The sequence below is a fragment of the Caballeronia novacaledonica genome, from assembly GCF_900258035.1.
Taxonomy (GTDB): Bacteria; Pseudomonadota; Gammaproteobacteria; order Burkholderiales; family Burkholderiaceae; genus Caballeronia; species Caballeronia novacaledonica.
On sequence record NZ_OGTP01000001.1, the window covers coordinates 715,915 to 736,921 of the forward strand.

Annotated in this window: 20 protein-coding genes; 8 read left to right on the forward strand and 12 right to left on the reverse strand. The window is 65.3% G+C overall.

All coding sequences use genetic code 11. The features are described from left to right. Positions 1-22: 22 nt before the first annotated feature. The 3 genes from NOV72_RS03335 to NOV72_RS03345 form a co-directional block, all read right to left on the reverse strand. Positions 23-1,144, reverse strand: coding sequence for a succinylglutamate desuccinylase/aspartoacylase family protein (locus tag NOV72_RS03335; RefSeq protein ID WP_106853272.1), 1,122 nt, complete (start codon positions 1,142-1,144; stop codon positions 23-25). Positions 1,145-1,217: 73 nt separating this feature from the next. Then, positions 1,218-2,006 carry an ABC transporter substrate-binding protein gene (locus NOV72_RS03340; protein WP_106853113.1) on the reverse strand — a complete coding sequence of 263 codons (789 nt, stop codon included), beginning with the start codon at positions 2,004-2,006 and terminating at the stop codon, positions 1,218-1,220. 103 nt (positions 2,007-2,109) lie between these two features. Beyond that, on the reverse strand, positions 2,110-3,204 hold the full coding sequence (locus NOV72_RS03345) for a calcium:cation antiporter (RefSeq protein ID WP_106853114.1): 1,095 nt from the start codon (positions 3,202-3,204) through the stop codon (positions 2,110-2,112). A 255-nt stretch (positions 3,205-3,459) separates the two neighbouring features. On the opposite strand from NOV72_RS03345, the gene NOV72_RS03350 reads away from it, so the two are divergent. Continuing rightward, a complete protein-coding gene (locus NOV72_RS03350) occupies positions 3,460-4,434 on the forward strand; it encodes a GGDEF domain-containing protein (protein WP_106853273.1) in 975 nt (324 codons plus the stop codon). A 55-nt stretch (positions 4,435-4,489) separates the two neighbouring features. On the opposite strand, the gene NOV72_RS03355 is transcribed toward NOV72_RS03350, so the two are convergent. Next, positions 4,490-4,921 (reverse strand): OsmC family protein, encoded by a 432-nt coding sequence (locus NOV72_RS03355; RefSeq protein ID WP_062255086.1) that lies wholly within the window; start codon positions 4,919-4,921, stop codon positions 4,490-4,492. Between the two features lie 441 nt (positions 4,922-5,362). On the opposite strand from NOV72_RS03355, the gene NOV72_RS03360 reads away from it, so the two are divergent. Next, positions 5,363-6,016 carry a DsbA family oxidoreductase gene (locus NOV72_RS03360; RefSeq protein ID WP_106853115.1) on the forward strand — a complete coding sequence of 218 codons (654 nt, stop codon included), beginning with the start codon at positions 5,363-5,365 and terminating at the stop codon, positions 6,014-6,016. A 29-nt stretch (positions 6,017-6,045) separates the two neighbouring features. Here NOV72_RS03360 and NOV72_RS03365 read toward each other — a convergent pair whose 3' ends face one another. The 3 genes from NOV72_RS03365 to ypfJ form a co-directional block, all read right to left on the reverse strand. Beyond that, entirely contained in the window at positions 6,046-6,948 is a 903-nt protein-coding gene (locus NOV72_RS03365; RefSeq protein ID WP_106853116.1) for a flagellar brake protein, read from the reverse strand. 168 nt (positions 6,949-7,116) lie between these two features. Next, the gene (gene waaC, locus NOV72_RS03370; protein WP_106853274.1) at positions 7,117-8,133 is read right to left on the reverse strand and encodes a lipopolysaccharide heptosyltransferase I; all 1,017 of its coding nucleotides are present in this window, start codon (positions 8,131-8,133) and stop codon (positions 7,117-7,119) included. 193 nt (positions 8,134-8,326) lie between these two features. Next, positions 8,327-9,199, reverse strand: a complete 873-nt coding sequence (ypfJ, locus tag NOV72_RS03375; RefSeq protein ID WP_106853117.1) for a KPN_02809 family neutral zinc metallopeptidase — start codon at positions 9,197-9,199, stop codon at positions 8,327-8,329. Between the two features lie 352 nt (positions 9,200-9,551). On the opposite strand from ypfJ, the gene NOV72_RS03380 reads away from it, so the two are divergent. The 3 genes from NOV72_RS03380 to NOV72_RS32165 are packed head-to-tail and all read left to right on the forward strand — an operon-like array spanning position 9,552 to position 12,070. Then, positions 9,552-10,949 carry a cytochrome ubiquinol oxidase subunit I gene (locus tag NOV72_RS03380; RefSeq protein ID WP_106853118.1) on the forward strand — a complete coding sequence of 466 codons (1,398 nt, stop codon included), beginning with the start codon at positions 9,552-9,554 and terminating at the stop codon, positions 10,947-10,949. 4 nt (positions 10,950-10,953) lie between these two features. Further along, positions 10,954-11,955 carry a cytochrome d ubiquinol oxidase subunit II gene (cydB, locus tag NOV72_RS03385; RefSeq protein ID WP_106853119.1) on the forward strand — a complete coding sequence of 334 codons (1,002 nt, stop codon included), beginning with the start codon at positions 10,954-10,956 and terminating at the stop codon, positions 11,953-11,955. Further along, positions 11,933-12,070: a hypothetical protein gene (locus tag NOV72_RS32165; RefSeq protein ID WP_181290819.1), complete on the forward strand. Its 138-nt coding sequence runs from the start codon at positions 11,933-11,935 to the stop codon at positions 12,068-12,070. The genes cydB and NOV72_RS32165 overlap by 23 nt, the downstream gene beginning before the upstream one ends. A gap of 18 nt (positions 12,071-12,088) precedes the next feature. Here the strand turns inward: NOV72_RS32165 and NOV72_RS03390 are convergent, their stop codons facing one another. Both NOV72_RS03390 and mnmH read right to left on the reverse strand, forming a co-directional pair. Then, complete coding sequence (locus NOV72_RS03390; RefSeq protein WP_106853120.1) at positions 12,089-13,138, reverse strand: permease; 1,050 nt, start codon at positions 13,136-13,138, stop codon at positions 12,089-12,091. A gap of 30 nt (positions 13,139-13,168) precedes the next feature. Then, positions 13,169-14,236 (reverse strand): tRNA 2-selenouridine(34) synthase MnmH, encoded by a 1,068-nt coding sequence (gene mnmH, locus NOV72_RS03395; protein WP_106853275.1) that lies wholly within the window; start codon positions 14,234-14,236, stop codon positions 13,169-13,171. Positions 14,237-14,379: 143 nt separating this feature from the next. Here mnmH and NOV72_RS03400 point away from each other — a divergent pair, with 143 nt between their 5' ends. Both NOV72_RS03400 and eutC read left to right on the forward strand, forming a co-directional pair. Continuing rightward, positions 14,380-15,756 (forward strand): ethanolamine ammonia-lyase subunit EutB, encoded by a 1,377-nt coding sequence (locus tag NOV72_RS03400; RefSeq protein ID WP_106853121.1) that lies wholly within the window; start codon positions 14,380-14,382, stop codon positions 15,754-15,756. After that, entirely contained in the window at positions 15,753-16,511 is a 759-nt protein-coding gene (eutC, locus tag NOV72_RS03405) for an ethanolamine ammonia-lyase subunit EutC (protein ID WP_106853122.1), read from the forward strand. Before NOV72_RS03400 ends, eutC begins: the two co-directional genes overlap by 4 nt. On the opposite strand, the gene NOV72_RS03410 is transcribed toward eutC, so the two are convergent. The 3 genes from NOV72_RS03410 to opgC form a co-directional block, all read right to left on the reverse strand. Beyond that, positions 16,508-18,370, reverse strand: coding sequence for a sigma-54-dependent Fis family transcriptional regulator (locus NOV72_RS03410; protein ID WP_106853123.1), 1,863 nt, complete (start codon positions 18,368-18,370; stop codon positions 16,508-16,510). The two genes, eutC and NOV72_RS03410, sit on opposite strands and share 4 nt — an antisense overlap. A gap of 101 nt (positions 18,371-18,471) precedes the next feature. Next, positions 18,472-18,645: a DUF1328 domain-containing protein gene (locus NOV72_RS03415; protein WP_035503665.1), complete on the reverse strand. Its 174-nt coding sequence runs from the start codon at positions 18,643-18,645 to the stop codon at positions 18,472-18,474. A 146-nt stretch (positions 18,646-18,791) separates the two neighbouring features. Continuing rightward, positions 18,792-19,928, reverse strand: a complete 1,137-nt coding sequence (gene opgC, locus NOV72_RS03420; protein ID WP_106853124.1) for an OpgC domain-containing protein — start codon at positions 19,926-19,928, stop codon at positions 18,792-18,794. 287 nt (positions 19,929-20,215) lie between these two features. Between opgC and NOV72_RS03425 the strand changes: the two genes are divergently transcribed. After that, positions 20,216-20,968, forward strand: a complete 753-nt coding sequence (locus NOV72_RS03425) for a TerC family protein (protein ID WP_106853125.1) — start codon at positions 20,216-20,218, stop codon at positions 20,966-20,968. The last annotated feature ends 39 nt before the right edge of the window (positions 20,969-21,007 follow it).

Sequence of the window (21,007 nt, forward strand, 5' to 3'; positions counted from 1 at the left end):
TATGGTACGTGTCGCGGCGCCGCTAGGGCACGAGCAAGTCGCCCTCACGCGCCGCGTCCTTGCCCGCGATGCGCGCGACCAGCATTCCCGCCGTCGCGAAACGTGTCCAGTGCCGCGCATACAGCACGCCTTCGGTTTCTGCGACGAGCGGCACGAGCCGGTCATCGAGCGGATCGAGCACGTCGGCGATGACATCGCCCGCACGCACCGTCTCGCCGATTTCCCGCCGATGCAGAATCACGCCCGACACCGGCGCGTGCACGTATTCGCATCCGGCGAGCGGCGTCGCGGGATGGCGCAGCGGCGGCGATTCCGGCGCTTCGCCCGCGATCATGCCGATGTGCGTCAGATAATCGACGATCGCCCGAGCATCGCGCGCGGCCATGTCGTGCGACACGTCGCGCACGCCGCGCAGCTCGAGCGTGACGGATTTCGCGGCCATCGGAATCGGAAAACGATCGCCCAGTGCGCCGCGCAGATAGCGCCACGCCGACGTGCACGCCTCGTCGAACGGCTCGCCGCCCGACACGTCCGCGAGCAATTGCGCCTCGCTGCCGAGATAGCGCGCGAGCGGCTCGATCGCGGGCCACGCCTCGGGCGTCGTGTAGAGATGCGCGACGGCTTCCCAATCGCAATGAAGGTCGATGACGAGATCCGCATCGCACGCGAGCTTCATCAGTTCGAGCCGCTGCGACTCCAGTTCGGTCGCGGGCTGGCGCGCTGCGAGCGCGTCGGAAAGCGCAGTCCGGATCGCGCGCGTGTTGTGCGCTTGGTCATCGGTGAGACCGTTTTTCAGTTGCAACGCCAGTTCCGGCCCGAGCTCGGGAAAGCGCCGGTTGAAGTCCTGGCCCGAGCGCATCTCGAAGCGGCCCATCTGTGCGCCGAACCAGTGCTGATTCAGGCCCGCCGGATTCGCGACCGGTACGAGCACGACGCGCCCACTCAAACGCCCCGCCGTTTCCAGTTCGGCAAAGCGCCGCTTCAAATACCACGCGACGACCATGCCCGGCAATTCGTCCGCATGCAGCGATGCCTGGATGAACACCTTGGGCAAAGGGCCGTCCGGCGGGCCGAACCGATAGCTCGTGATTGCGCGCCCGGTGCCGAGCGACGCGCCGGCGAGCGGATGGTGATGAACCTGCATCTTCGAAAATCTCTCGTCGAAAAGAAAAGGCACCGCGAGCGATGCCTTTCCGGTCGGATGCGTCGAACGACGCTTACTGAATCGAGATATCCGTCTCGAAGTACTTCGCCATGATGCGCTTGAACGTGCCGTTCTTCTTGATCTCGACGAACGCGTTGTTCAGACCGTTCTTCAGATCGGCGTCGCCCTTGCGCAAGCCGATGGCCGTGCCCGGACCGATGATCGCGCGGTCTTCGACGATCGGACCGACGAGCGCGAACGGCTTGCCCTGCGGCTTCTTCAGAAAGCCGATGGCGGCTTGCACGGCGTCGGTGAACATCGCGTCGATGCGGCCCGCGACGAGATCCGCCTCGACCTGTTCCTGATCGCCGTAAGGCACGACCGTCACGCCCTGCGGCTCCCACTTCACCTTCGCGTAGCGCTCCTGCACCGTGCCCTGCTCCACGCCGACGCGCTTGCCCTTGAGCGCCTGCGGCGTCGGCAGGATGCCCGAGCCGGCGCGCGCGACGAGCTGCGCGTGGGTGTCGTAAAGCGGCTCGGTGAAGTCGATCTGCTTCAGGCGCTCTTCGGTGATGCCCATGTCGGACAGCACGGCGTCGAACTTGCGGGCCTTGAGGCCGGGAATCATGCCGTCGAAATTGTTTTCGACCCACACGCACTTGACCTTCATCTGCGCGCACAGTGCATTGCCGAGGTCGATGTCGAAACCGGCGAGCTTGCCGTCGGCCTGCTTGGATTCGAACGGCGGGTAGGAGGGATCGACGGCGAAGCGGATTTGCGTGATCTCTTTGGCGTGCGCCGAGAACGAGACGGCGGCGAGTGCTGCAAGCATCGCAAACGATGCGGACTTCTTGAATGACATGCTTTTCCTTCGGGACTTTCGATGAGACGGCGAAACATCGCGCGCCGACGCGCGAAAAACCGTGAATGGTAACAAAAGCACACGATTCGCCGCACGACGCCGGTCAAGGCACGATCGAAAGAAACAGGAAAGCCGCGAATATGACGAGATGCACGACGCCTTGCAGAACGGTCGAGCGTCCCGTGCCGAGCGTGATGACGGACACGAGCAGCGTGAGCGCGAGCATGACGATTTCCTTGGGCGCCAGCCCGAGCGCGATCGGCTGGCCCATGATGATCGACACCACGGCCACCGTCGGGATCGTCAGGCCGATGCTCGCGAGCGCCGAGCCGAGCGCGAGATTCAGGCTCGTCTGCAGCCGGTTCAGACGCGCCGCGCGCACGGCCGCGAGGCCTTCGGGCAGCAGCACGAGCGCGGCGATCACCACGCCGACCACCGCTTCCGGCGCGCCCGCCGCCGCGACGCCCGCCTCGACCGCCGGCGACAGCAGCTTCGCGAGTCCGACCACGGAGACGAGCGACAACATCAGAAACCCGAGCGCGAGCCACGCCTCGCCGTTGCTCGGCGGCGGCGCGTGCGGCGCGTCGTCTTCGTCCTGCGCGCCGGCGGCGGCCGGCGGCGTGAACGGCAGGAAGTAATCGCGATGACGGATCGTCTGCACGAACACGAACGTCACGTACAGCACGAGCGAGATCACGCCGACGAAAATCAGTTGCGACGTGGAAAGCGCCGGACCGGCGACCGTGCTCGTGAAGTTCGGCAAGACGAGCGTGAGCACGGAAAGCGCGCAGAGAATCGCGAGCGCGGCGGCCGCGCCTTGCAACTGAAAGTCCTGCACGTGATGCCGCCAGCCACCGATCAGCAGACACAAGCCGACGATGCCGCAGCCGCAGATCATGATCGCGGCGAACACGGTGTCGCGCGGCAGTCCGGCTTTCTCGGGGCCGCCGGAGAGCATCACGGAGACGATCAGCGCGACCTCGATCACCGTGACCGCGATCGCCAGCACCAGCGTGCCGAACGGCTCGCCGACGCGGTGCGCGACCACTTCCGCGTGATGCACGGCCGCGAACACCGCGAGCGCGAGCGCGACGGCCGCGAGCACCATCAGCACGGCGCTCTGGATGAGCGCGGTCGCGCCGAGCACGGCAAGCGCAAGAATCGGGGTTATGAAGGTCCAGTCCAGCTTGAATTTCATCGGCGCTCCGGGCGGATCGGGTGAATGGGATCGTCGGCACAGGCGATGTGGCCCAAGGTCGCTGCAAAACGCGCCGAAAGAATCGGACCCGCTCGGGCGCCGCGCGTGCGAGGAGATTGCCGTGACAAAGGGCCGCAGACCATCGGCATGATAGCGAAAACGCGGCGCTGCGCGCGTGTCCGCAAAGGGGTGAACGAATCGCGTAATTTGTCGGAAAATAACGGCTTCAGCGGTCATGCCAAGAACCGGAGAAACATGCTCGTCGCACCGACACCCGAGAACGAACCCGCCCGGCTCGCGACATTGCGCGCGCTAGGCATCCTCGACACGCCCGCCGAAGAGCGCTTCGACCGGCTGACGCGCCTCGCGCGCCGCCTCTTCGACGTGCCGATCGCGCTCGTGAGCCTCATCGACGAAAACCGGCAGTGGTTCAAGTCGTGCGCGGGCCTCGGCGTGCAGCAGACATCGCGCGACATCTCGTTCTGCGGACACGCGATCCTTCACGACGACGTCTTCATGATCCCCGATGCGCGCGCCGACGTGCGCTTTCACGACAACCCGCTCGTCACCGGCGATCCGGGCATCCGCTTCTATGCCGGCCAGCCGCTCACCGTGCCCAATGGCTCGAAGCTCGGCACGCTTTGCCTCATCGACACGCGTCCGCGCGAACTGGACGCCGAACAGGCCGGCTTGCTGCGCGATCTCGCTCACATCGCCGAGCAGGAGATTGCGGCGATCGAACTCGCGACCGTCGACGAACTCACGCTGATCGCAAACCGGCGCGGCTTCGAAGCGCTGGCGCAGCATGCGCTGAATCTCTGCAAGCGCATGGGTCGCGACGCGGCGCTGCTCTTCTTCGATCTCGACGATTTCAAGCGCATCAACGACACCTACGGCCACGCCGAAGGCGATCGCGCGCTCGCGACGTTCGCCGCGGCCTTGCGCGAGTCGTTGCGGGAAAGCGATGTGATAGGGCGGCTGGGCGGCGACGAATTCGTCGCGCTTCTGACCGATGCCGGCGACGACGAAACGCGTCACGCGCTCGACCGCTTGCGCCTCGCACTGGCGGCGAGCGACGCGGCGGCGTCGCGCGGTTACCGGATTCGCTTCAGCGTCGGGCAGACGCAGTTCGAAGCGCAGCGGCATGCATCGGTGATCGATCTGCTCGCGTCGAGCGACAGCAGGATGTACGCGCACAAGGCCGCTCGGAAGAACGGCCCGGGGCGTTGAAGGTTTTTCAAAAAAAATGGACGGGCGAAGTGCCCGTCCGCGCTTGCCTGATCGATTACGACACGAGTTCCGCGTTCAGCGTGATTTTCGCGTTGCCCGCGAAGAGCTTCGACACCGGACAGCCTTCTTTCGCGGCTTGCGCGGCCTTGTCGAAGGCGGCTTTGTCGGCGCCGGGAATTTTCGCTTTCAGATCGAGCTGGCAGGCGGTGATCGTGAAGCCTTCGCCGTCCTTGTCCAGCGTGACCGTGGATTTCGTTTCGAGGCTCTCGGCCTTCATGCCGGCCATTTCCAGTTGCAACGAAAGCGCCATCGTGAAGCAGCCCGCGTGCGCCGCGCCGATCAGTTCCTCCGGATTCGTCCCCGGACCTTCCTCGAAGCGCGACTTGAACCCGTACGGCGCTTCGTTGAGCACGCCGGTTTGCGTCGAGATGAAACCCTTGCCGTCCTTGATGCCGCCGCTCCATTTTGCCGATGCTGTCTTTTGCACGAGAGTTCTCCAGAAGAGGAAGTGGAACTGCGATGACCGGCGCCGCACGACGCCGGCGCACGCGTGATGCACGTCGCGATAGTCCGCATGCGCCGTGCCCGCGGTTGCGTCGAGCGCGTCGCTTTGCATCGTAGCGGATCGCGGGCGCGGGCGCAGAGAGGCTGCGATTCGGCCTATGCCGTTCGAGCCATGTCGTTTCGTATGGTCAAAACAACCGCGTGACCGAGCATTGTGTGACCCGCGAAATTCGTCGCGAACGACGCGCCGCTCGCGTTTCTTCGATCGCAAGATCGAGATCGACGGCGGCTTCCGACATGTAGCGCATGCGCGCGTCGCCCGTCGGCACGCGCTAACATACCGGTTTTGCGGTCGTCGCCATCGCGCGGCGTCCGCCCGGTTCAGTCAAACGGCGCACTCGCGCCGTTCGCTTTTGAGGCTCACATGGCATCCACGTCTGTTCTCTACATCGACGTCTGGTCGGACTTCGCGTGTCCGTTCTGCTATCTCGAGACGCCCGTGCTCGATCAGTTCCGCAACGCATACGGCGATGCGGTCGAGATTCGCTGGCACGCGTTCGAGTTGCGCCCCGAACCCACGCCGCTGGTCGATCCCAACAACGAAAAGATCGTCGAAACCTGGGAAAACTCGGTCCGCCCGCTCGCGGAAGAACGCGGCGTGACGATGCGCATGCCGCCGGTCACGCCGCGCAGCCGCAAGGCCTTCGAGACGGCCATGTTCGCGCGCGAATCCGGCCGTTTCGATCTCGTGCATCGGGCGATCTTCAAGGCGTATTTCGAGGAAGGCATCGACATCGGCGATACGGACTCGCTGCTCGATATCGCGGCGACCTGCGGCGTCGATCCGGAAATGCTCGAAGAAGCGCTCGACGACGGCACGTACACCGATCTCGTGATCGAAGACGAAGAATTCGCGAAGAAACTGGGCGTGACCGGCGTGCCGTTCGCGGTGTTGTCGCGGGAGCCCGCGCCCGGCCAGGAACCGCCGCCGCCGATCGCACTGCGCGGCGCCGCGCCGATCCAGCACTTCGAAGCGGCCGTCGAACGCCTCTTCCCGGACGGCTTTCCGGGCGTCTGAACCATCCTGAGGCCGGACGCAGCCCGATCCTAGCTGTGCTCCGCCATGAACGACTTCAACGCGATGCGCTGCGACGGTTCGAGCGATTCGAACTCGAGCCCGTAAGCCGCGCTGCCATCGACCGGATCAACCGTGCCGACATGACGCACGATCGCGATGGTGTCGATCTTCACGTCGACGCCATCGGTCTTGAACTGAAACGAGAGTTGCAGGCGCTCGCCCACGTGCGCAGCCGGATTCGCCACGGTCAGCGACATCCCGTACGGGCTGATGTCGCTTACGCGGCCGAGTTGCCGCATGGTTTGCGACTCGCCATCGGCGACGAAATGTGCCGCGAGGCGCGTCGGCATGCGCGCGAATTTGCGCGTGCGCAATCTGCGGATCGCGCCCGGCGCCGACAGCACCGCGTAGTTGAACGGCTCGCGGCAGGTTGCATCGACGGTACAGGCGAAACGGAACACGCCCCGGCCCGTGAGCGCGACCAGATCGACCTGCTCCCCGAGCGTCAGGTCGAGCGGATCGAATCCCGCCATCAACGGCTGCGTCACGAACAGCGAACGCTCGCCATTGCGGCGCGGCGTCGAGAAACCGATCACGCGGCTCGCGTACATCGCGGAACCCGTGCCGCCGGTGCCGCGCAATCCGACCCGCGCGCCAATGGTGAGACCGATATCTTCGAGCGTCAGCGGACCGTCCCTCGCGCCCTCTTCTTCGGCCATGATCGGCGCCGGCTCGCGCATCGCGCGGTGCGGCTCGAAATGCCGGAACATGAATTCGAGCGAGTGCGCGTCGGGCACGACGGCGCCCGCGTCGAAGAGTTGCGCGCCATCGGCGGCGACGATCGGCCATTCGAGGCCGACGTTGAGCGGAATCTCGGATGCTTGGAGGCGGACCAGCAACTGGCGCGCGTCTTCGACGGTTTCTTCGGTCATCTTATCGGACGATTCTTAAGTATTTTCCGCAATCGTCATGCTTGCCGAGTTTGCCGTCAAGTACCGAATGGCAACTTTTACGTTAGCGCACCGATATTTTTAGCGCAGAGCGGACTTCCTACCGCCCGTAGTTTTATGCGCATAAAAGCTTTTGAAAAAATAACGCGTTTAGCGAATCGTCGTCACGCCGGTTTCGGCGGCGTTCGAAATCGAAGCCGGCGGCGCATTCGTCACGCTTTCGATGGCGGCCAGCACTTGCGGCACTTCGGGTGGCGCACCCTCTTCGCCGATTGAAATGGAACGCCCCGGATCGTTCACGCCGAAGTGCTCGCGCGAAGTCGCGGCGAACAACATGACGGTGCGGCGCTGCAAGGCATGCGCGAGATGCACGAGCCCGGTATCCGTACCGACGACGAGTTCCGACGCCTGAATCCAGTGCGCACATTCGAGGACGGACAGCTTCGGCAGGACGATGGCGCCCGGCACGAGCGCCGCGATCGCTTGCGCTTCGCCCTGCTCGCGTTCCGTGCCCCACGGCAACGCGATCGCATAGCCACCCGCGGCGAGCCAGCGGCCGACCTCGCCCCAATGTTCCTTCGGCCACTTCTTCACGTCCGCCGACGTCGCGTGAAACAGCATCGCGATACGCGCGTCGCGCGGGATGTTCAGGTCGCGTGCGACAGCCGGCAGGCGAATGTTGTAATCGGGCGTGTCGTCGAGCGGATAGCCGAGCGCGTCGGCGACGCTCACGCGCATGCCGCGCCACGCGTCGGTGAGCGGCCGCGGACCGAAGCGCGCGTTGTACGCGAAGGCCGCGCCGCGCTCGCCGAGATCCTGATTCAGGTAACCGTAACGCCGCCGTCCGCGCGCGATGAACGCGATGATCGCGCTCTTGTAGACGCCGTGAATATCGACGATGACGTCGTATTTTTCAGCCCGAAGCTCGCCGATCGAACCAGCGATCTCCTTCAGATCGTTCAAGTTGCGCGCCTTCTTGAACTTGCGCAGCGGCGCGCTCAGCACGCGATCGACGCCCGGATTCCAGCGGATGATGTCGGCGAAGGCGGCGTCCGCGGCCCAGTCGATCCTGGCGGACGGAAATGCGCGCCGCAGATCGGCAACGACCGGCAGCGTCTCGACGATATCGCCGAGCGACGTGACTTTGACGATCAGAATTCGCTTCATGAAGGGTACGGGAGTGCTCCGGTGCGTGTGCCGGCCCAGCGGCATGCCGGGACAAACCCGGAAAACCAGCGATTCTAATGAATTTGAGACAAACGCACTGTCAGCGTTTGTAAGCATCGTCGACAGGCGCGCGCGGCGCCTGTTTCAGAATAGTCCAATTCGGCGAGGCGGGTTGCCGCGCGCGCAACCTCGATCAAAGCGCGCGTGACGAAAACGTGTCGCACTGGCGCACGTCGCCTGAGGACATGCCGCGCCGCAGCCAGCGCTGACGCTGTTCGCTCGTTCCATGCGTGAACGCCTCGGGCACGACGCGCCCTTGCGACTGCTTCTGCAGACGGTCGTCCCCGATCGCGGCTGCCGCGTTCAGCCCCTGCTCGAAATCGCCCGGTTCGATCAGCTTCGCGTTGTCGCGTTGCGCGACGGCGGCCCAGACGCCCGCGAAGCAGTCCGCCTGCAACTCGACGCGCACCGACAGCGCGTTTGCCTGCTCGCGCGTCAGGCGCGAGCGCGCCTGATCGACCTTGTTCATGATGCCGAGCACGTTCTGCACGTGATGCCCGACTTCATGCGCGATGACATAAGCCTGCGCAAAATCGCCGCCCGCGCCGAAGCGGTCGCGCAACTCGCGATAGAACGACAGATCGATATACACCTTGCGGTCGCCGGGACAGTAGAACGGGCCCATGGCCGCCTGTCCCGTTCCGCATGCGGTCTGCGTGGCGCCCGAAAACATCACGAGTTTCGGCGCCGGATAGTCCTGATTGAACTGCGCCCGGAAGATGTGCTGCCACGTCTGTTCGGTGTTGCCGAGCACGCGGCGCACGAACACGGCGCCGGGATCGCTGGCGGGCTGCGCGTTGCGCGGCGCGGCCTGCTGTTGCGGCGCGCTGCCCTGCAATACCTGCGCGCCGTTGATGATCGTCATCGGATTGATGCCGAAGAAATACGATGCGGCGAGCGCCACGATGATCGTCCCGATCCCGAGCGATCCGCCGCCGACCCGGAAGCCGCCCCCGCCGCGCCGGTCTTCCACGTTCTGACTTTCTGGCTGGTCATCCAGGCGCATGATGCTTCTCCTTACTGCCCGCGCGGCGCGCGTGGTCAAAAACCATTATGGTACCCGCGCGGGTCGCCCGTCTCGTGCTGCCGCAACGTAAAAGTTCTTTTCCCGGCCGCCGCTCGCGCCGGATGTGTTCCGTGCGGTCGATTGTCGCGAAAACGCGTGTGCGCTCTTGCCGCACCGCACCATCGACGTATCCCAAAATCAGAATCGAATCAAACTCGTAGCGCCGCCAAACCCTTGAAACTGCGGCATTTGCGCGCAATGCAAATTCCCTGACGCAGCGCAACACTTTCTCGAAATAGCGCTAAGCTCCGCCCCGTTACACGTCTGGGTGAATTTCAAGGCACACGTCATCATGCATGCGACTCCCGAAGCACTCGATCTGGCGCGGATCCAGTTCGCGTTCACCGTCTCTTTTCACATCATTTTTCCGGCGCTTTCCATCGGACTGGCGAGTTTCATCGCGGTGCTCGAAGGCGCGTGGCTCAAGACCGGCAAGCCGGTCTACAAGGAACTGTGTCTCTTCTGGTCGAAGGTCTTCGCTGTCGCGTTCGGCATGGGCGTCGTGTCGGGCGTCGTCATGGCGTACGAATTCGGCACCAACTGGGGCGGCTTTTCGAGCTTCGCCGGTCCCGTCACCGGGCCGCTGCTCACGTACGAAGTAATGACCGCGTTCTTCCTCGAAGCGGGCTTCCTCGGCATCATGCTGTTCGGCTGGAACAAGGTCGGTCCGAAGGCGCACTTCGGCGCGACGCTGATGGTCGCCATCGGCACGCTCATCTCCACGTTCTGGATTCTCGCGTCGAATAGCTGGATGCAGACGCCGCAGGGTTTTCGCATCGAAGGCGATCACGTCGTGCCGGTGGACTGGTGGGCGATTATTTTCAATCCGTCGTTCCCGTACCGGCTCGCGCATATGGCGATCGCGGCGTTCATCGTCGCGGCGCTCGTCGTCGCCGCGACCGGCGCGTGGCATCTGCTGAAAGGCCGGCGCGATCCGGCCATCAGGAAGATGTTTTCGATGTCGCTCTGGCTGCTGCTCGCATTGACGCCGATTCAGGCGCTCGTCGGCGATGCGCACGGCCTGAACACGCGCGAACATCAACCGGCGAAGATCGCGGCGATCGAAGGCATCTGGGAAACGGAGAAAGGCGGCACCGCGCTCAATCTCTTCGGCATTCCCGACATGGAAGCCGAAACCACGAAGTATGCGGTCTCGATTCCGCATCTCGGCAGCCTGATCCTCACCCATAGCTGGGACGGCGAAATTCGCGGCCTGAAGGAATTTCCGAAGCAAGACCGCCCGAACTCGACGCTCGTGTTCTGGAGTTTCCGCGTGATGGCGGGTCTCGGCGTGCTGATGATCGCGATGTCGGTTGCCGCGTGGTGGCTGCATCGCAAGCGCAGGCTGTTCGATGCGCGCTGGTTCCATCGTTTCGCACTGGCGATGGGCCCGACCGGATTCGTCACGCTGCTCGCGGGCTGGGTCACGACCGAAGCCGGACGCCAGCCGTGGGTCGTGTACGGCGTGATGCGCACCGCCGATGCCGTGTCGCCCGTGACCGCGCAGCAAGTCGGCGTGTCGCTGCTCGCGTTCGTGATCGTCTACACGATCGTGTTCGGCACCGGCATCTACTACCTGCTGAAGCTGCTTCGTCACGGTCCCGCGTTGCCGGGTTCGTCCGGGCAACCGTCCGACGGCAGCGCGCGCCGTCCGCTCAGCCTTCCGCAACAGTCCATCGAAGGAGCATAAGAATATGGACCTCACGCTCGCCTGGGCCGCGATCATCGCGTTGGGCCTGTTCCTCTACGTCGTGCTGGACGGCTTCGATCTCGGCATCGGCATACTTTTTCCGTTCTTTCCGGACCAGCATGATCGCGACGTGATGATGAACACCGTCGCCCCCGTCTGGGACGGCAACGAGACGTGGCTCGTGCTCGGCGGCGCGGGGCTGTTCGCCGCTTTCCCGATGGTCTATTCGACCGTGTTGTCCGCGCTCTATCTGCCGCTCGTGCTGATGCTCGTGTGCCTGATTTTCCGCGGCGTGTCGTTCGAGATCCGCGCGAAGGCGCAGCGCACGAAGCCCATGTGGGACCTCGCGTTCATCGGCGGATCGGCGGGCGCGACGTTCTTTCAGGGCGTGGCGCTCGGCGCGTTTCTCGGCGGCATTCCCGTCGCCGATGGCCGTTTCGCCGGCGATCCCTTCGGCTGGTTCTCGCCGTTCTCGATCTTCACAGGCGGCGCGCTCGTCGTCACGTATGCGCTGCTCGGCGCGTGCTGGCTGATCGCGAAAACAGAAGGCGATCTGCAGCGGCGGATGTATCGCGTGGTATGGCCGCTGACGCTCTTGCAGCTCGCGACGATCGCCGTGGTCAGCATCTGGACGCCGCTGCAGGACGCGGGCATCGCGTCGCGCTGGTTCGATTCGCCGCTGTTTTATCGCCTGTTGCCTGTGCCGGTGCTCGTCGCGGCATGCGCGTGGGCGATGCGCCGCTCGATTCAGTCGCGTCACGAGAAGCGGCCGTTCGCGATGGCGCTCGGCTTCGTGCTGCTCGGCTACGCGGGACTTGTCGCGAGCATTTCACCGCACGAGATTTTTCCGGGCGTATCGATCTGGGACGCGGCCGCGCCCCGTTCGAGCCAGCTTTTCACGATCGTCGGCGCGGCGGTGATTCTGCCTGTGATCGTCGCGTATACGACGCTGGGTTACTGGGTCTTCAGAGGAAAGGTGCGCCATGGCGAACACCACTACCACTGAACGCGCGCGAAAGGTGTTCTGGTTCGTCGCGCTGTGGATGACGGGCGTCGGCGGCGCGATGCTGCTCGCGCTGCCGTTCAAGTTACTGATCAAGGCGGGCGCGGCGATTCACTAACGCGTCACGCCCGCGCCCTCAGAACAGCGCCGCCGCGATCAGCCCGCTCACGATGCCGAACAGCACCACGGCGGCCGCCACGAACGCCAGCACGCGCGGCGGAAACGACCGCGCGAGCATCGCGAGCGACGGCACGCTGACGGGCGGCAGCGTCATCAGGAGCGCGCCGGCCGGGCCCGTCGCCATGCCGAGCGACAGCATCGCCTGAATGATGGGCACTTCGCCCGCCGTCGGAATCACGAAGAGCGTGCCCGCGACGGCGAACGCGACGATCCACAGCATGCCGTTGCCGATATCCGGCCCGATGTGCGGAAAGAGCCACGCGCGCGCCGCGCCGAGCAGCAGCACGAGCACGATGTACTCCGGCACGAGCCGCACCGTCATGCGGCCGAGGATCTTGATCCAGCGCGAAAACGCGGTGCCCGGCTCGTCCTCTTCGACGAGCTTCGCCAGCGCCGCGCGCGACGACGCCGCCTGCGCCGGCGTCACCATGCGATTCACGGCGTAGCCGAGGCCGAACACCATCAGCACGCCGAGCGCGAGGCGCAAACCGGTCCATTGCCAGCCGAGCACGAAGCCCATGAAAACCAGCGCCGCCGGATTGAGCACCGTGTTGCCGAGCCAGAACGCGACCGCCGCGCCCGGCGCCGCCTCGCGCGCCCGCAAGCCCGCGACGACCGGCGCCGCGCAGCACGTGCACATCATTCCCGGCAAGGACATCAGGCCGCCATTCACGACGCTGCCGAAGTTATGCTCGCCGAGCGCCCGCGCGACCCAGCGCGGCGGAATCAGCGCCTGCACCGCGGAGCCGAGCAGAAGGCCGAGCACCATCGCTTGCCAGATCGCCTTGCCGTAGGCCATCGCGTAGTCGAGCGCGGCTTGCCACGAAGGCTCCGGCGCGCTGGCGGCCGTGCCCATCAGAATGGATTTGCCGATCGAATGCTGGCTCGCCGCGACGAACGCGCGGTTGTAGTACGGAAACCATTTCACGTAGAAGAGCCCTGCGACGGCGATCAGCAGGAACACCATCCAGCCGGTGGCGACGCGCGGTTGTCGGAGCGTGGTCATATCGTTTTCTTTCGTGGGGTGAAGATTCGGTCAGCCGGGCGCGGGCATCGTCTCGGCGAGTTGCGCGAGCAGCGCTTTCGCCTGGTCGAGGCTGTCGGCGTCGTTCGGACGGAACAGCACGTGAGCCGCGTGCGGCAGTTCGGTGTACAGCGCCTGGCTGCTGCGCCGGTAAGCGGGATCGTAATGATGGTCGATCAGTTCGGCGAAGAGCGCGGCGCGTTCGTTTTCATCGATCAGCCGATGCCAGTGCGCGACGCGCTCGCGGCTGTGCAGCGCGACGAGCTTCGCCAGTTGCGCCTTGAAGAACGCGGGATCGTCGAAGAGATGCCCGTAGTCCTGCAACAGAAACGCGATGCGGTCCTCGCGGCGCGCTTCCACCTGCACGCACGACGCGCCGTGCAGATTGTCGAGCACGGCATCGGGCATCGAGATCGCGCCGATGCGCCGCCCTTCCGCCTCGACGAAAACCGGTTTCGCCGGATCGAAGCCCGAAAGCGCGTGGACGAGCGCCGAATCGAACGCTTTTTGCGAGGGCTGCGGACGCCCCGGCAGCGCGCCGAGCAGCGATCCGCGATGCGCCGCGAGCGCTTCGAGATCGAGCGTCTGCGCGCCGGCCGCGTCGAGCGCGTTCAAGAGGCGCGTCTTGCCGCTGCCCGTATGGCCGAGCAGCGCGATATAGCGAAAACGCCGCGGCAGCGCGCCGAGCCGTTCGATCACGTCGCGCCGGTAGCTCTTGTAGCCGCCGTCGAGTTGCCGCGCCTGCCAGCCGATCATGTTGAGCCAAGTCGTCATCGAGCCCGAGCGTTTGCCGCCGCGCCAGCAATAGACGAGCGGCCGCCAGTTGCGCGGCTTGCCGGCGAAGATCGTGTCGAGATGCATCGCGATGTTGCGCGCGACCATCGCCGCGCCGACGCGCGTCGCCTCGAACGGCGAGACCTGCTTGTACATCGTCCCGACGATCACGCGCTCCTCGTTGCTGAGCACGGGCGCGTTGATCGCGCCGGGAACGTGGTCTTCGGCGAATTCGAGCGGCGTGCGGACATCGACGATTTCGTCGAAATCGCTCAGGCGATCGATGGAAACGAGCAAGTTTTTCACGGGGCTACGGTCGGGCGTTGGCTGAATCGAACGAAAAATTATCGCATGCAGGCGGATTTCGGCCCGGCAGCGCATTTTTGAGCGCGCGGCGCGGCGCGCGCGAAGCGGATAAAGTGCATCCATCGACCCAGCCGGGAAAAGCGATGAGCTATCACGAGACGATCGGCGCGCGCCGCTACCGCTTCGACGACCTGAAGACGCTGCTCGCGCGCGCCAGCCCGCGCCGCTCCGGCGACGAACTCGCGGGCGTCGCGGCGGCGACGGAGGAAGAGCGCATCGCCGCGAAAATGGCGCTCGCGCGGGCGCCGCTCAGCGCGTTTCTCGACGAACCGCTCATTCCCTACGAGGACGACGAAGTCACGCGCCTCATCGTCGATACGCACTCGCGCGAAGCGTTCGCGCCGATCGCGCATCTGACGGTCGGCGAATTCCGCGAGTGGCTGCTCGCCGACAGCACCGACACCGCCGCGCTCGAACGCATCACGATGGGCGTCACGCCGGAAATGGCCGCGGCCGTCTCCAAGCTGATGCGCAACCAGGACCTGATCCTCGCCGCCGGAAAGCGGCCGGTGGTCACGCGCTTTCGGACGACCATCGGGCTGCCGGGGCATCTGTCGGTGCGCCTGCAGCCGAATCATCCGACCGACGATCCGAAGGGCATCGCCGCATCCATGCTCGACGGCCTCTTCTACGGCTGCGGCGATGCCGTCATCGGCGTGAATCCCGCCTCCGATTCGCCCGCCGCCATCGGCAGGCTGCTCGCGATGATGGACGGCTTCCGCCAGCGCTACGGCGTGCCGATGCAGTCGTGCATCCTCACGCACGTCACCAACACGCTCGCGGCGATCGAACAGGGCGCGCCCGTCGATCTCGTGTTTCAGTCGGTTGCGGGCACCGAGCGCGCGAACGCGAGCTTCGGCGTATCGCTCGCGCTGCTGGAGGAAGCGCACGACGCCGCGTTGTCGCTGAAGCGCGGCACCGTCGGCGACAACGTCATGTACTTCGAGACGGGACAAGGCAGCGCGCTGTCGGCGAATGCGCATCATGGCGTCGACCAGCAAACGTGCGAAGCGCGCGCGTATGCGGTCGCGCGGCGCTTCAGACCGCTTTTGACGAACACGGTGGTCGGCTTCATCGGCCCGGAATATCTCTACGACGGCCGGCAGATCATCCGCGCCGGACTCGAAGATCACTTCTGCGGCAAGCTGCTCGGCGTGCCGATGGGCTGCGACATCTGCTACACGAATCACGCCGAAGCCGATCAGGACGACATGGACACGCTTCTCACGCTGCTCGGCGTGGCGAACGTCAACTTCATCATGGGCGTGCCCGGCGCGGACGACGTCATGCTCAACTATCAGAGCACGTCGTTTCATGACGCGCTCTATATCCGCCGCGTGCTGAACCTGAAGCGCGCGCCGGAATTCGAAGCATGGCTCGCGAAGATGCGCGTCACCGGCGCGCGCGGCGATCTGCTCACCGCGCCCACGCAAGCCTTGCTCGAATGGATCGACTCATGACGCACGCCGACGCCTGGGACGCGCTGCGGCGCTTCACGAACGCGCGCATCGCGCTCGGCCGCGCGGGCAGCAGCCTGCCGACCGCGCCCTTGCTCGCATTCGAGCTCGCGCATGCGCAGGCGCGCGACGCGGTGCATCAGCCGCTCGATACGGCTGCGCTCGCGGACACGCTGCGCGCCGCCGGCTTCGACACGCTCGGCGTGCGAAGCGCCGCGCCGGATCGCGCGCATTATCTGCGCCGCCCGGATCTCGGCCGCCTGCTCGACGATGAAAGCGCGCAACGGCTCGCCGCCCATGCCGCGGAAAGCGACCTTGCCTTCGTCGCCGCCGATGGCCTGTCGGCGTTTGCCGCGCAACGTCACGTCGCACCGTTGCTCGCGCATCTGCGCGGAAACCTCGACGGCTGGAACGTGGCGCCCGTCGTGATCGCGACGCAGGCGCGCGTCGCGCTGGGCGATCGTATCGGTGAGCTGTTACGGGCGAAGATCGTCGTCGTGATGATCGGCGAGCGGCCGGGCCTCAGTTCGCCCGACAGTCTCGGGCTCTACGTAACTTACGCGCCGCGCGCCGGCCGCCACGATGCCGAGCGCAACTGCATCTCGAACGTGCGGCCCGAAGGACTCGATTACGAGCATGCGGCATTCAAGCTGACGTGGCTGTTGAACGAAGCGCGCAGGCTGAAGCTCACCGGCGTCGGACTCAAGGATCACAGCGGCTCGCTGGCCGCGCCGGACACCGGAACGCTCGAAGCCTAGACGCGCAGCTTGCGATACAGCGTCGTGCGCGAAATGCCGAGCGCGCGCGCCGTCGCCGAAACATTGCCGCCGTGCGCCTTGAGCGACGCGGCCACGGCGCTCGCTTCGATATCCACGAGACGCGCGCCGATCGCGGGCGGCGGTGCGTCGTCGGGATGAACGCGTTCGCCGAGTTCATCGAGAAAATCATGCGGCAGATGCTCGACGCCGATATGCGTGTCGTGATCGTCGAGCATGGCGGACGCGGTGCGCAGCACGTTGCTCAACTGCCGGAAATTGCCCGGCCACGGATGGCGCGCGAAGAGCGCGAGCACATTGTCACCGATGCCGACGACGCGGCCCGCGAAACGCTCGTGACGCAACATCTTGTCGACGACCGCTCGCAGGTCCGTCCGCCCGGCGAGCGGCGGCAGCGTGACCGAAAGGCCGTTGATGCGGTAATACAGATCCTCGCGAAACGTCCCTTTTGCGACGCACTCGCGCAGCTTGCGGTTGCTCGCGCAAACGAGCGTGAAATCGACCGGCACCGCGCGCGCCGCGCCGAGCGGCTCGACGACGCGCTCCTGCAGCACGCGCAGCAGGCGGCTTTGCATCGCGAGCGGCATGTCGCCGATCTCATCGAGGAAGAGCGTGCCGCCGTTCGCCTGCACGATCCTGCCGATCGCGCCGCGCTTCGCCGCGCCCGTGAACGCGCCCTGCGCGTAGCCGAACAGTTCCGATTCGATCAGCGTCTCCGGCAACGACGCGCAGTTCACCGCGACGAACGGCCCCGCGCGGCGCGGCGAATCGCTGTGAATCGCGCGCGCGAGCATTTCCTTGCCCGCGCCCGTTTCGCCGCCGATCAGAATCGCGATGTTCTTGCCGATGACTTTGCGCACGCGCGCGACGACGTCGTTCATCTGCGCGTCGCCGGTGCAGAGATCGGCGAGGCTGGAGCCGGCCTGCTCGCGCACGGCGATGGCGGTCGCCGTGCGCGTCACATTCGACACAGGCCGCGCATGACATTCGACACTCGCGAACACCACGACGCCGCTATGAAGTTCGAGCCGGCACGGTGCGTCGCCCGTCCACGCGACGAGCGCATCGACGCGTTCGCCGAACAGCGCTTCGAGTGTCTGCGAGCGCAGATCCTTGAGTTCGAGCCCGAGCTGGAATTGCGCGCTGCGGTTCGCGCAGAGGAGGCGGCCGTCGAGATCGAAGACGGCGAGGCCTTCCATCAACGTGCCGATGAACTCGGGCCGGCTGTGAAAGCGGATGCACAGCCCGTCGCCGAACGTGCTCGCGATCAGGCGGTTCTCGATCATCTGCCCCGACATTTTCACGAGCGCCATCGTGTGCTGGTGATAGCCGCGACGGTCGCCGGTGACGTCGAGCACGCCGGACAGATTGCTGTGCGGATCGAGGATCGGCACGCTCGAACACGTGAGGAAATGATTGGCGCGCAAGTAGTGCTGGTCGCCGTGCACGGTGACGGCGTTGCGCTCGGCGATCGTCGTGCCGATCGCGTTGGTGCCCTGATGCGCCTCGCTCCACACCGCGCCCGCGCGCAACGCGACTTTTTCGGCGCGGACGAGGAAATCGTCGTCGCCGAGCGAATGGAGGATGAGACCGCTCGCGTCCGTGAGCGCGATCATGCTGTGCGTGTTGGCGATCTGCGCGTACAGCGTTTCCATCACCGGAAGCGCGTGCGCGAAGAGCGCGCGGCTTTCACCGAGCTTGACGGCGAGTTCCGCGCCCGATAGCACGGCGTAATCCGGGCGCATCGTCTCGAACAGGCCGAATGTGGCCGAGCGCTCGTGCGAATGTCGGATGACATCGCGCTGCGCAGGCTGCAAGGCCGCGCCGACGGCATGCTGCATCGCCTCCTCCTTTTGAGCTTGCTTCTCGCGGCAATGTAACACTGTCGCGGCGCGCGGGTCGATCCGAGGAAGCGCGCGGTCGGGCCGCGCGTCTCGCCGCGCTACAGGACGAGCGACCCCGCCGTGATCGCAATGACCAGGAACACGACGAACAGAATCAGGAAGATGAAGAAGCAGATCTTGGCGATGCCCGCCGCGCCGGACGATACGCGCGTAAAACCAAAGAGTCCGGCGACGACGGAAATGATCGCGAAGAGAATGGCGAGTTTGAGCATGAGCAGGCAGTTTTTTGTTGGACTCTACGCTTTGCTTGCAAAACTCGTGCCTCGGCGGTCGTCAACGGCGGGCTCGCGGCGAGACCGTTAGTTGCACGAAAAGCACATAAAAAAGCGGACAGCGAACTGTCCGCGTGGTTATGTCTTCAGCGCGCCCGATTATCGGCGGTTGCGGCGGCCGGCACCGCCACCGTCGCCGGCTGACGCGTACCGAGCCAGGTCGAAACCCGCCGATGCACATGCGGCACGGCGAGCAGCGCACCGATCGCGATGGCATCGGCGGCGAGTCCCGCTGGCACGTTGACGAGGCCATCGGTCAGCGTGAACAGGATCGAATCGACGACGAGCGAGATCACCGTGCCCGCGACGAACGACACCATGCCGTCACGCCCCAGCGCGCCGATCCACGGCAGCCGCTGCGCCACGGCCTTCACGACGCCATAGCGCGCCAGATTCGCGGCGATCCACGCGATGGCGAGGAAATTGACGACGCGCGGACCGGCCAGATCGCGCTTGAATGCGCTATCCAGCACGGGCGGCAGCACGAGCAGCTTGTAGTACGCCATGCCGGCGATCAGCGCGACCGCGCCCGCGCTCACGATCCAGCCGAAGCGGTTCGCGCTCACCCGCTGGTAGACCGGCTGGCAGCGCGCCAGCACGCCGAGCACGAACATCAACTGCCACGCGGCGGGATTGAAGTCCCAGAGGTTGTCATCGACGGACGGCATGAATTCGCCAATCTGCGACGCGAAAGCCCACAACGCGAGACTGAGCCCCAACAGAAGCCAAGGCTTGCTGCGCGCGAGCGGCAGCATGAGCGGCACGGCGAGCGCGAAGAGCGCGTACATCGGCAAGACGGCGGCGAGATACGGCTGGCGCTCGAACGTGAGAATCTGCGCGATCGACGAAACGGGCTGCGAAATCAGACTGTCGAGGTCATGCAGCGCGAGATTCGGCGCGTGTCCGAAAAACGGCCGCATCAGGAACGAAGCCGCGAGCATCAGCGCCGCAGTGATGAGAAACGCGCGATAAAGCTCGAACGCGCGTCTGAGGAAGCGCCGGCGCGCCGCGCTTTCGGAGCGGCGTTCCGCGAGCGCCCCATACGCGGTCGCCGTGGCGAAACCGCCGAGGAACACGAAGACTTCGGCGGCGTCGTTCAGTGCGAAAGAATGAAGCGTAAAGCGCGACACCATGCTGCCGCCGATATGATCGACGACGATGATGAGCAGCACCAGCCCCCGAAAAAAGTCCAGCTCGATGAGACGTTGTGATTTTCCCTGCATTGCGGGTTGCGGTTCGGTGTTCTGCGGCGGCAGGAGGTTGGACGGCGGCCACGGACACGCGGCGCGAAAGCATAGGAGTTTACCCGTAAATGCGGCGGCGCATCATCGGATCAAGCGCAAATAAGCGTTTCAATTCCGGTATTTGTGACTGATTGATCGACTTCGTCAACGCAATGGGCAGCGGAAACCACCGAGCATTTCGATTCACATGAAGTTTTCAAGTTCCTTTCACTATTCGCGGCGATCAGGCTAATATCTCGCCCTCACTTGTCGAAACCTTCCGGACCATGGACTATCTCGTCGCCCTTCTTGCCGATCCCGCCGCCTGGGCCGCGCTCGCCACGCTCGTCGTCATGGAAGTCGTGCTCGGCATCGACAACCTGATTTTCATTTCCATCCTCACGAACAAGCTGCCCGCGGCGCATCGGGAGCGTACGCAGCGCATCGGCATTGCGCTCGCGCTGATCATGCGGCTCGGTCTGCTCGGCACGGTCGCGCTGATCGTGCGGCTCACGACGCCCATCTTCGAAGCGTTCGGACACGGCTTTTCGTGGCGCGATCTGATTCTGATTGCGGGCGGCGTGTTTCTCGTCTGGAAGGCGACGACCGAGATCCGCCACCACGTCACGCACGACGACGACGCGCAGGCCGGCTCGCAATCCGGCAAGGCGCTGACGCCGCTATCGGCGATCGGCCAGATCCTGCTGCTCGATCTCGTGTTTTCCATCGACAGCATCGTCACGGCGGTCGGCATGACCGAGCACATTCCGATCATGTTCGTCGCGGTGATCGCCGCCGTGACCGTGATGCTGTTCGCCGCGGGTCCGCTGTCGCGCTTCATCGAGCGCAATCCGACGATCGTGATGCTCGCGCTCGGCTTCCTGCTCGTCATTGGGATGACGCTGATCGCCGAAGGATTCGGCTCGCACGTGCCGAAGGGCTACATCTATGCGGCGATGGCGTTCTCGGCGCTGGTCGAGGGCCTGAACATGCTGGCGCGGCGGGCGAAGGGCCGGCGCGCGCCGGGGCAGCACGGGTGATGAGCTAAAGTTCCCCCGCCATCCGCCGATATCGCACGG

Coding starts and splice junctions, on each gene's coding strand:
- NOV72_RS32165 (WP_181290819.1), top strand. CDS start 11,933: ATGGCGAACACCACTACCACTGAACGCGCGCGAAAGGTGTTCTGGTTC.
- NOV72_RS03350 (WP_106853273.1), top strand. CDS start 3,460: ATGCTCGTCGCACCGACACCCGAGAACGAACCCGCCCGGCTCGCGACA.
- ypfJ (WP_106853117.1), bottom strand. CDS start 9,199: ATGCGCCTGGATGACCAGCCAGAAAGTCAGAACGTGGAAGACCGGCGC.
- NOV72_RS03425 (WP_106853125.1), top strand. CDS start 20,216: ATGGACTATCTCGTCGCCCTTCTTGCCGATCCCGCCGCCTGGGCCGCG.
- NOV72_RS03400 (WP_106853121.1), top strand. CDS start 14,380: ATGAGCTATCACGAGACGATCGGCGCGCGCCGCTACCGCTTCGACGAC.
- cydB (WP_106853119.1), top strand. CDS start 10,954: ATGGACCTCACGCTCGCCTGGGCCGCGATCATCGCGTTGGGCCTGTTC.
- NOV72_RS03410 (WP_106853123.1), bottom strand. CDS start 18,370: ATGCAGCATGCCGTCGGCGCGGCCTTGCAGCCTGCGCAGCGCGATGTC.
- waaC (WP_106853274.1), bottom strand. CDS start 8,133: ATGAAGCGAATTCTGATCGTCAAAGTCACGTCGCTCGGCGATATCGTC.
- eutC (WP_106853122.1), top strand. CDS start 15,753: ATGACGCACGCCGACGCCTGGGACGCGCTGCGGCGCTTCACGAACGCG.
- opgC (WP_106853124.1), bottom strand. CDS start 19,928: ATGCAGGGAAAATCACAACGTCTCATCGAGCTGGACTTTTTTCGGGGG.
- NOV72_RS03340 (WP_106853113.1), bottom strand. CDS start 2,006: ATGTCATTCAAGAAGTCCGCATCGTTTGCGATGCTTGCAGCACTCGCC.
- NOV72_RS03365 (WP_106853116.1), bottom strand. CDS start 6,948: ATGACCGAAGAAACCGTCGAAGACGCGCGCCAGTTGCTGGTCCGCCTC.
- NOV72_RS03415 (WP_035503665.1), bottom strand. CDS start 18,645: ATGCTCAAACTCGCCATTCTCTTCGCGATCATTTCCGTCGTCGCCGGA.
- NOV72_RS03390 (WP_106853120.1), bottom strand. CDS start 13,138: ATGACCACGCTCCGACAACCGCGCGTCGCCACCGGCTGGATGGTGTTC.
- NOV72_RS03345 (WP_106853114.1), bottom strand. CDS start 3,204: ATGAAATTCAAGCTGGACTGGACCTTCATAACCCCGATTCTTGCGCTT.
- NOV72_RS03380 (WP_106853118.1), top strand. CDS start 9,552: ATGCATGCGACTCCCGAAGCACTCGATCTGGCGCGGATCCAGTTCGCG.
- NOV72_RS03360 (WP_106853115.1), top strand. CDS start 5,363: ATGGCATCCACGTCTGTTCTCTACATCGACGTCTGGTCGGACTTCGCG.
- NOV72_RS03335 (WP_106853272.1), bottom strand. CDS start 1,144: ATGCAGGTTCATCACCATCCGCTCGCCGGCGCGTCGCTCGGCACCGGG.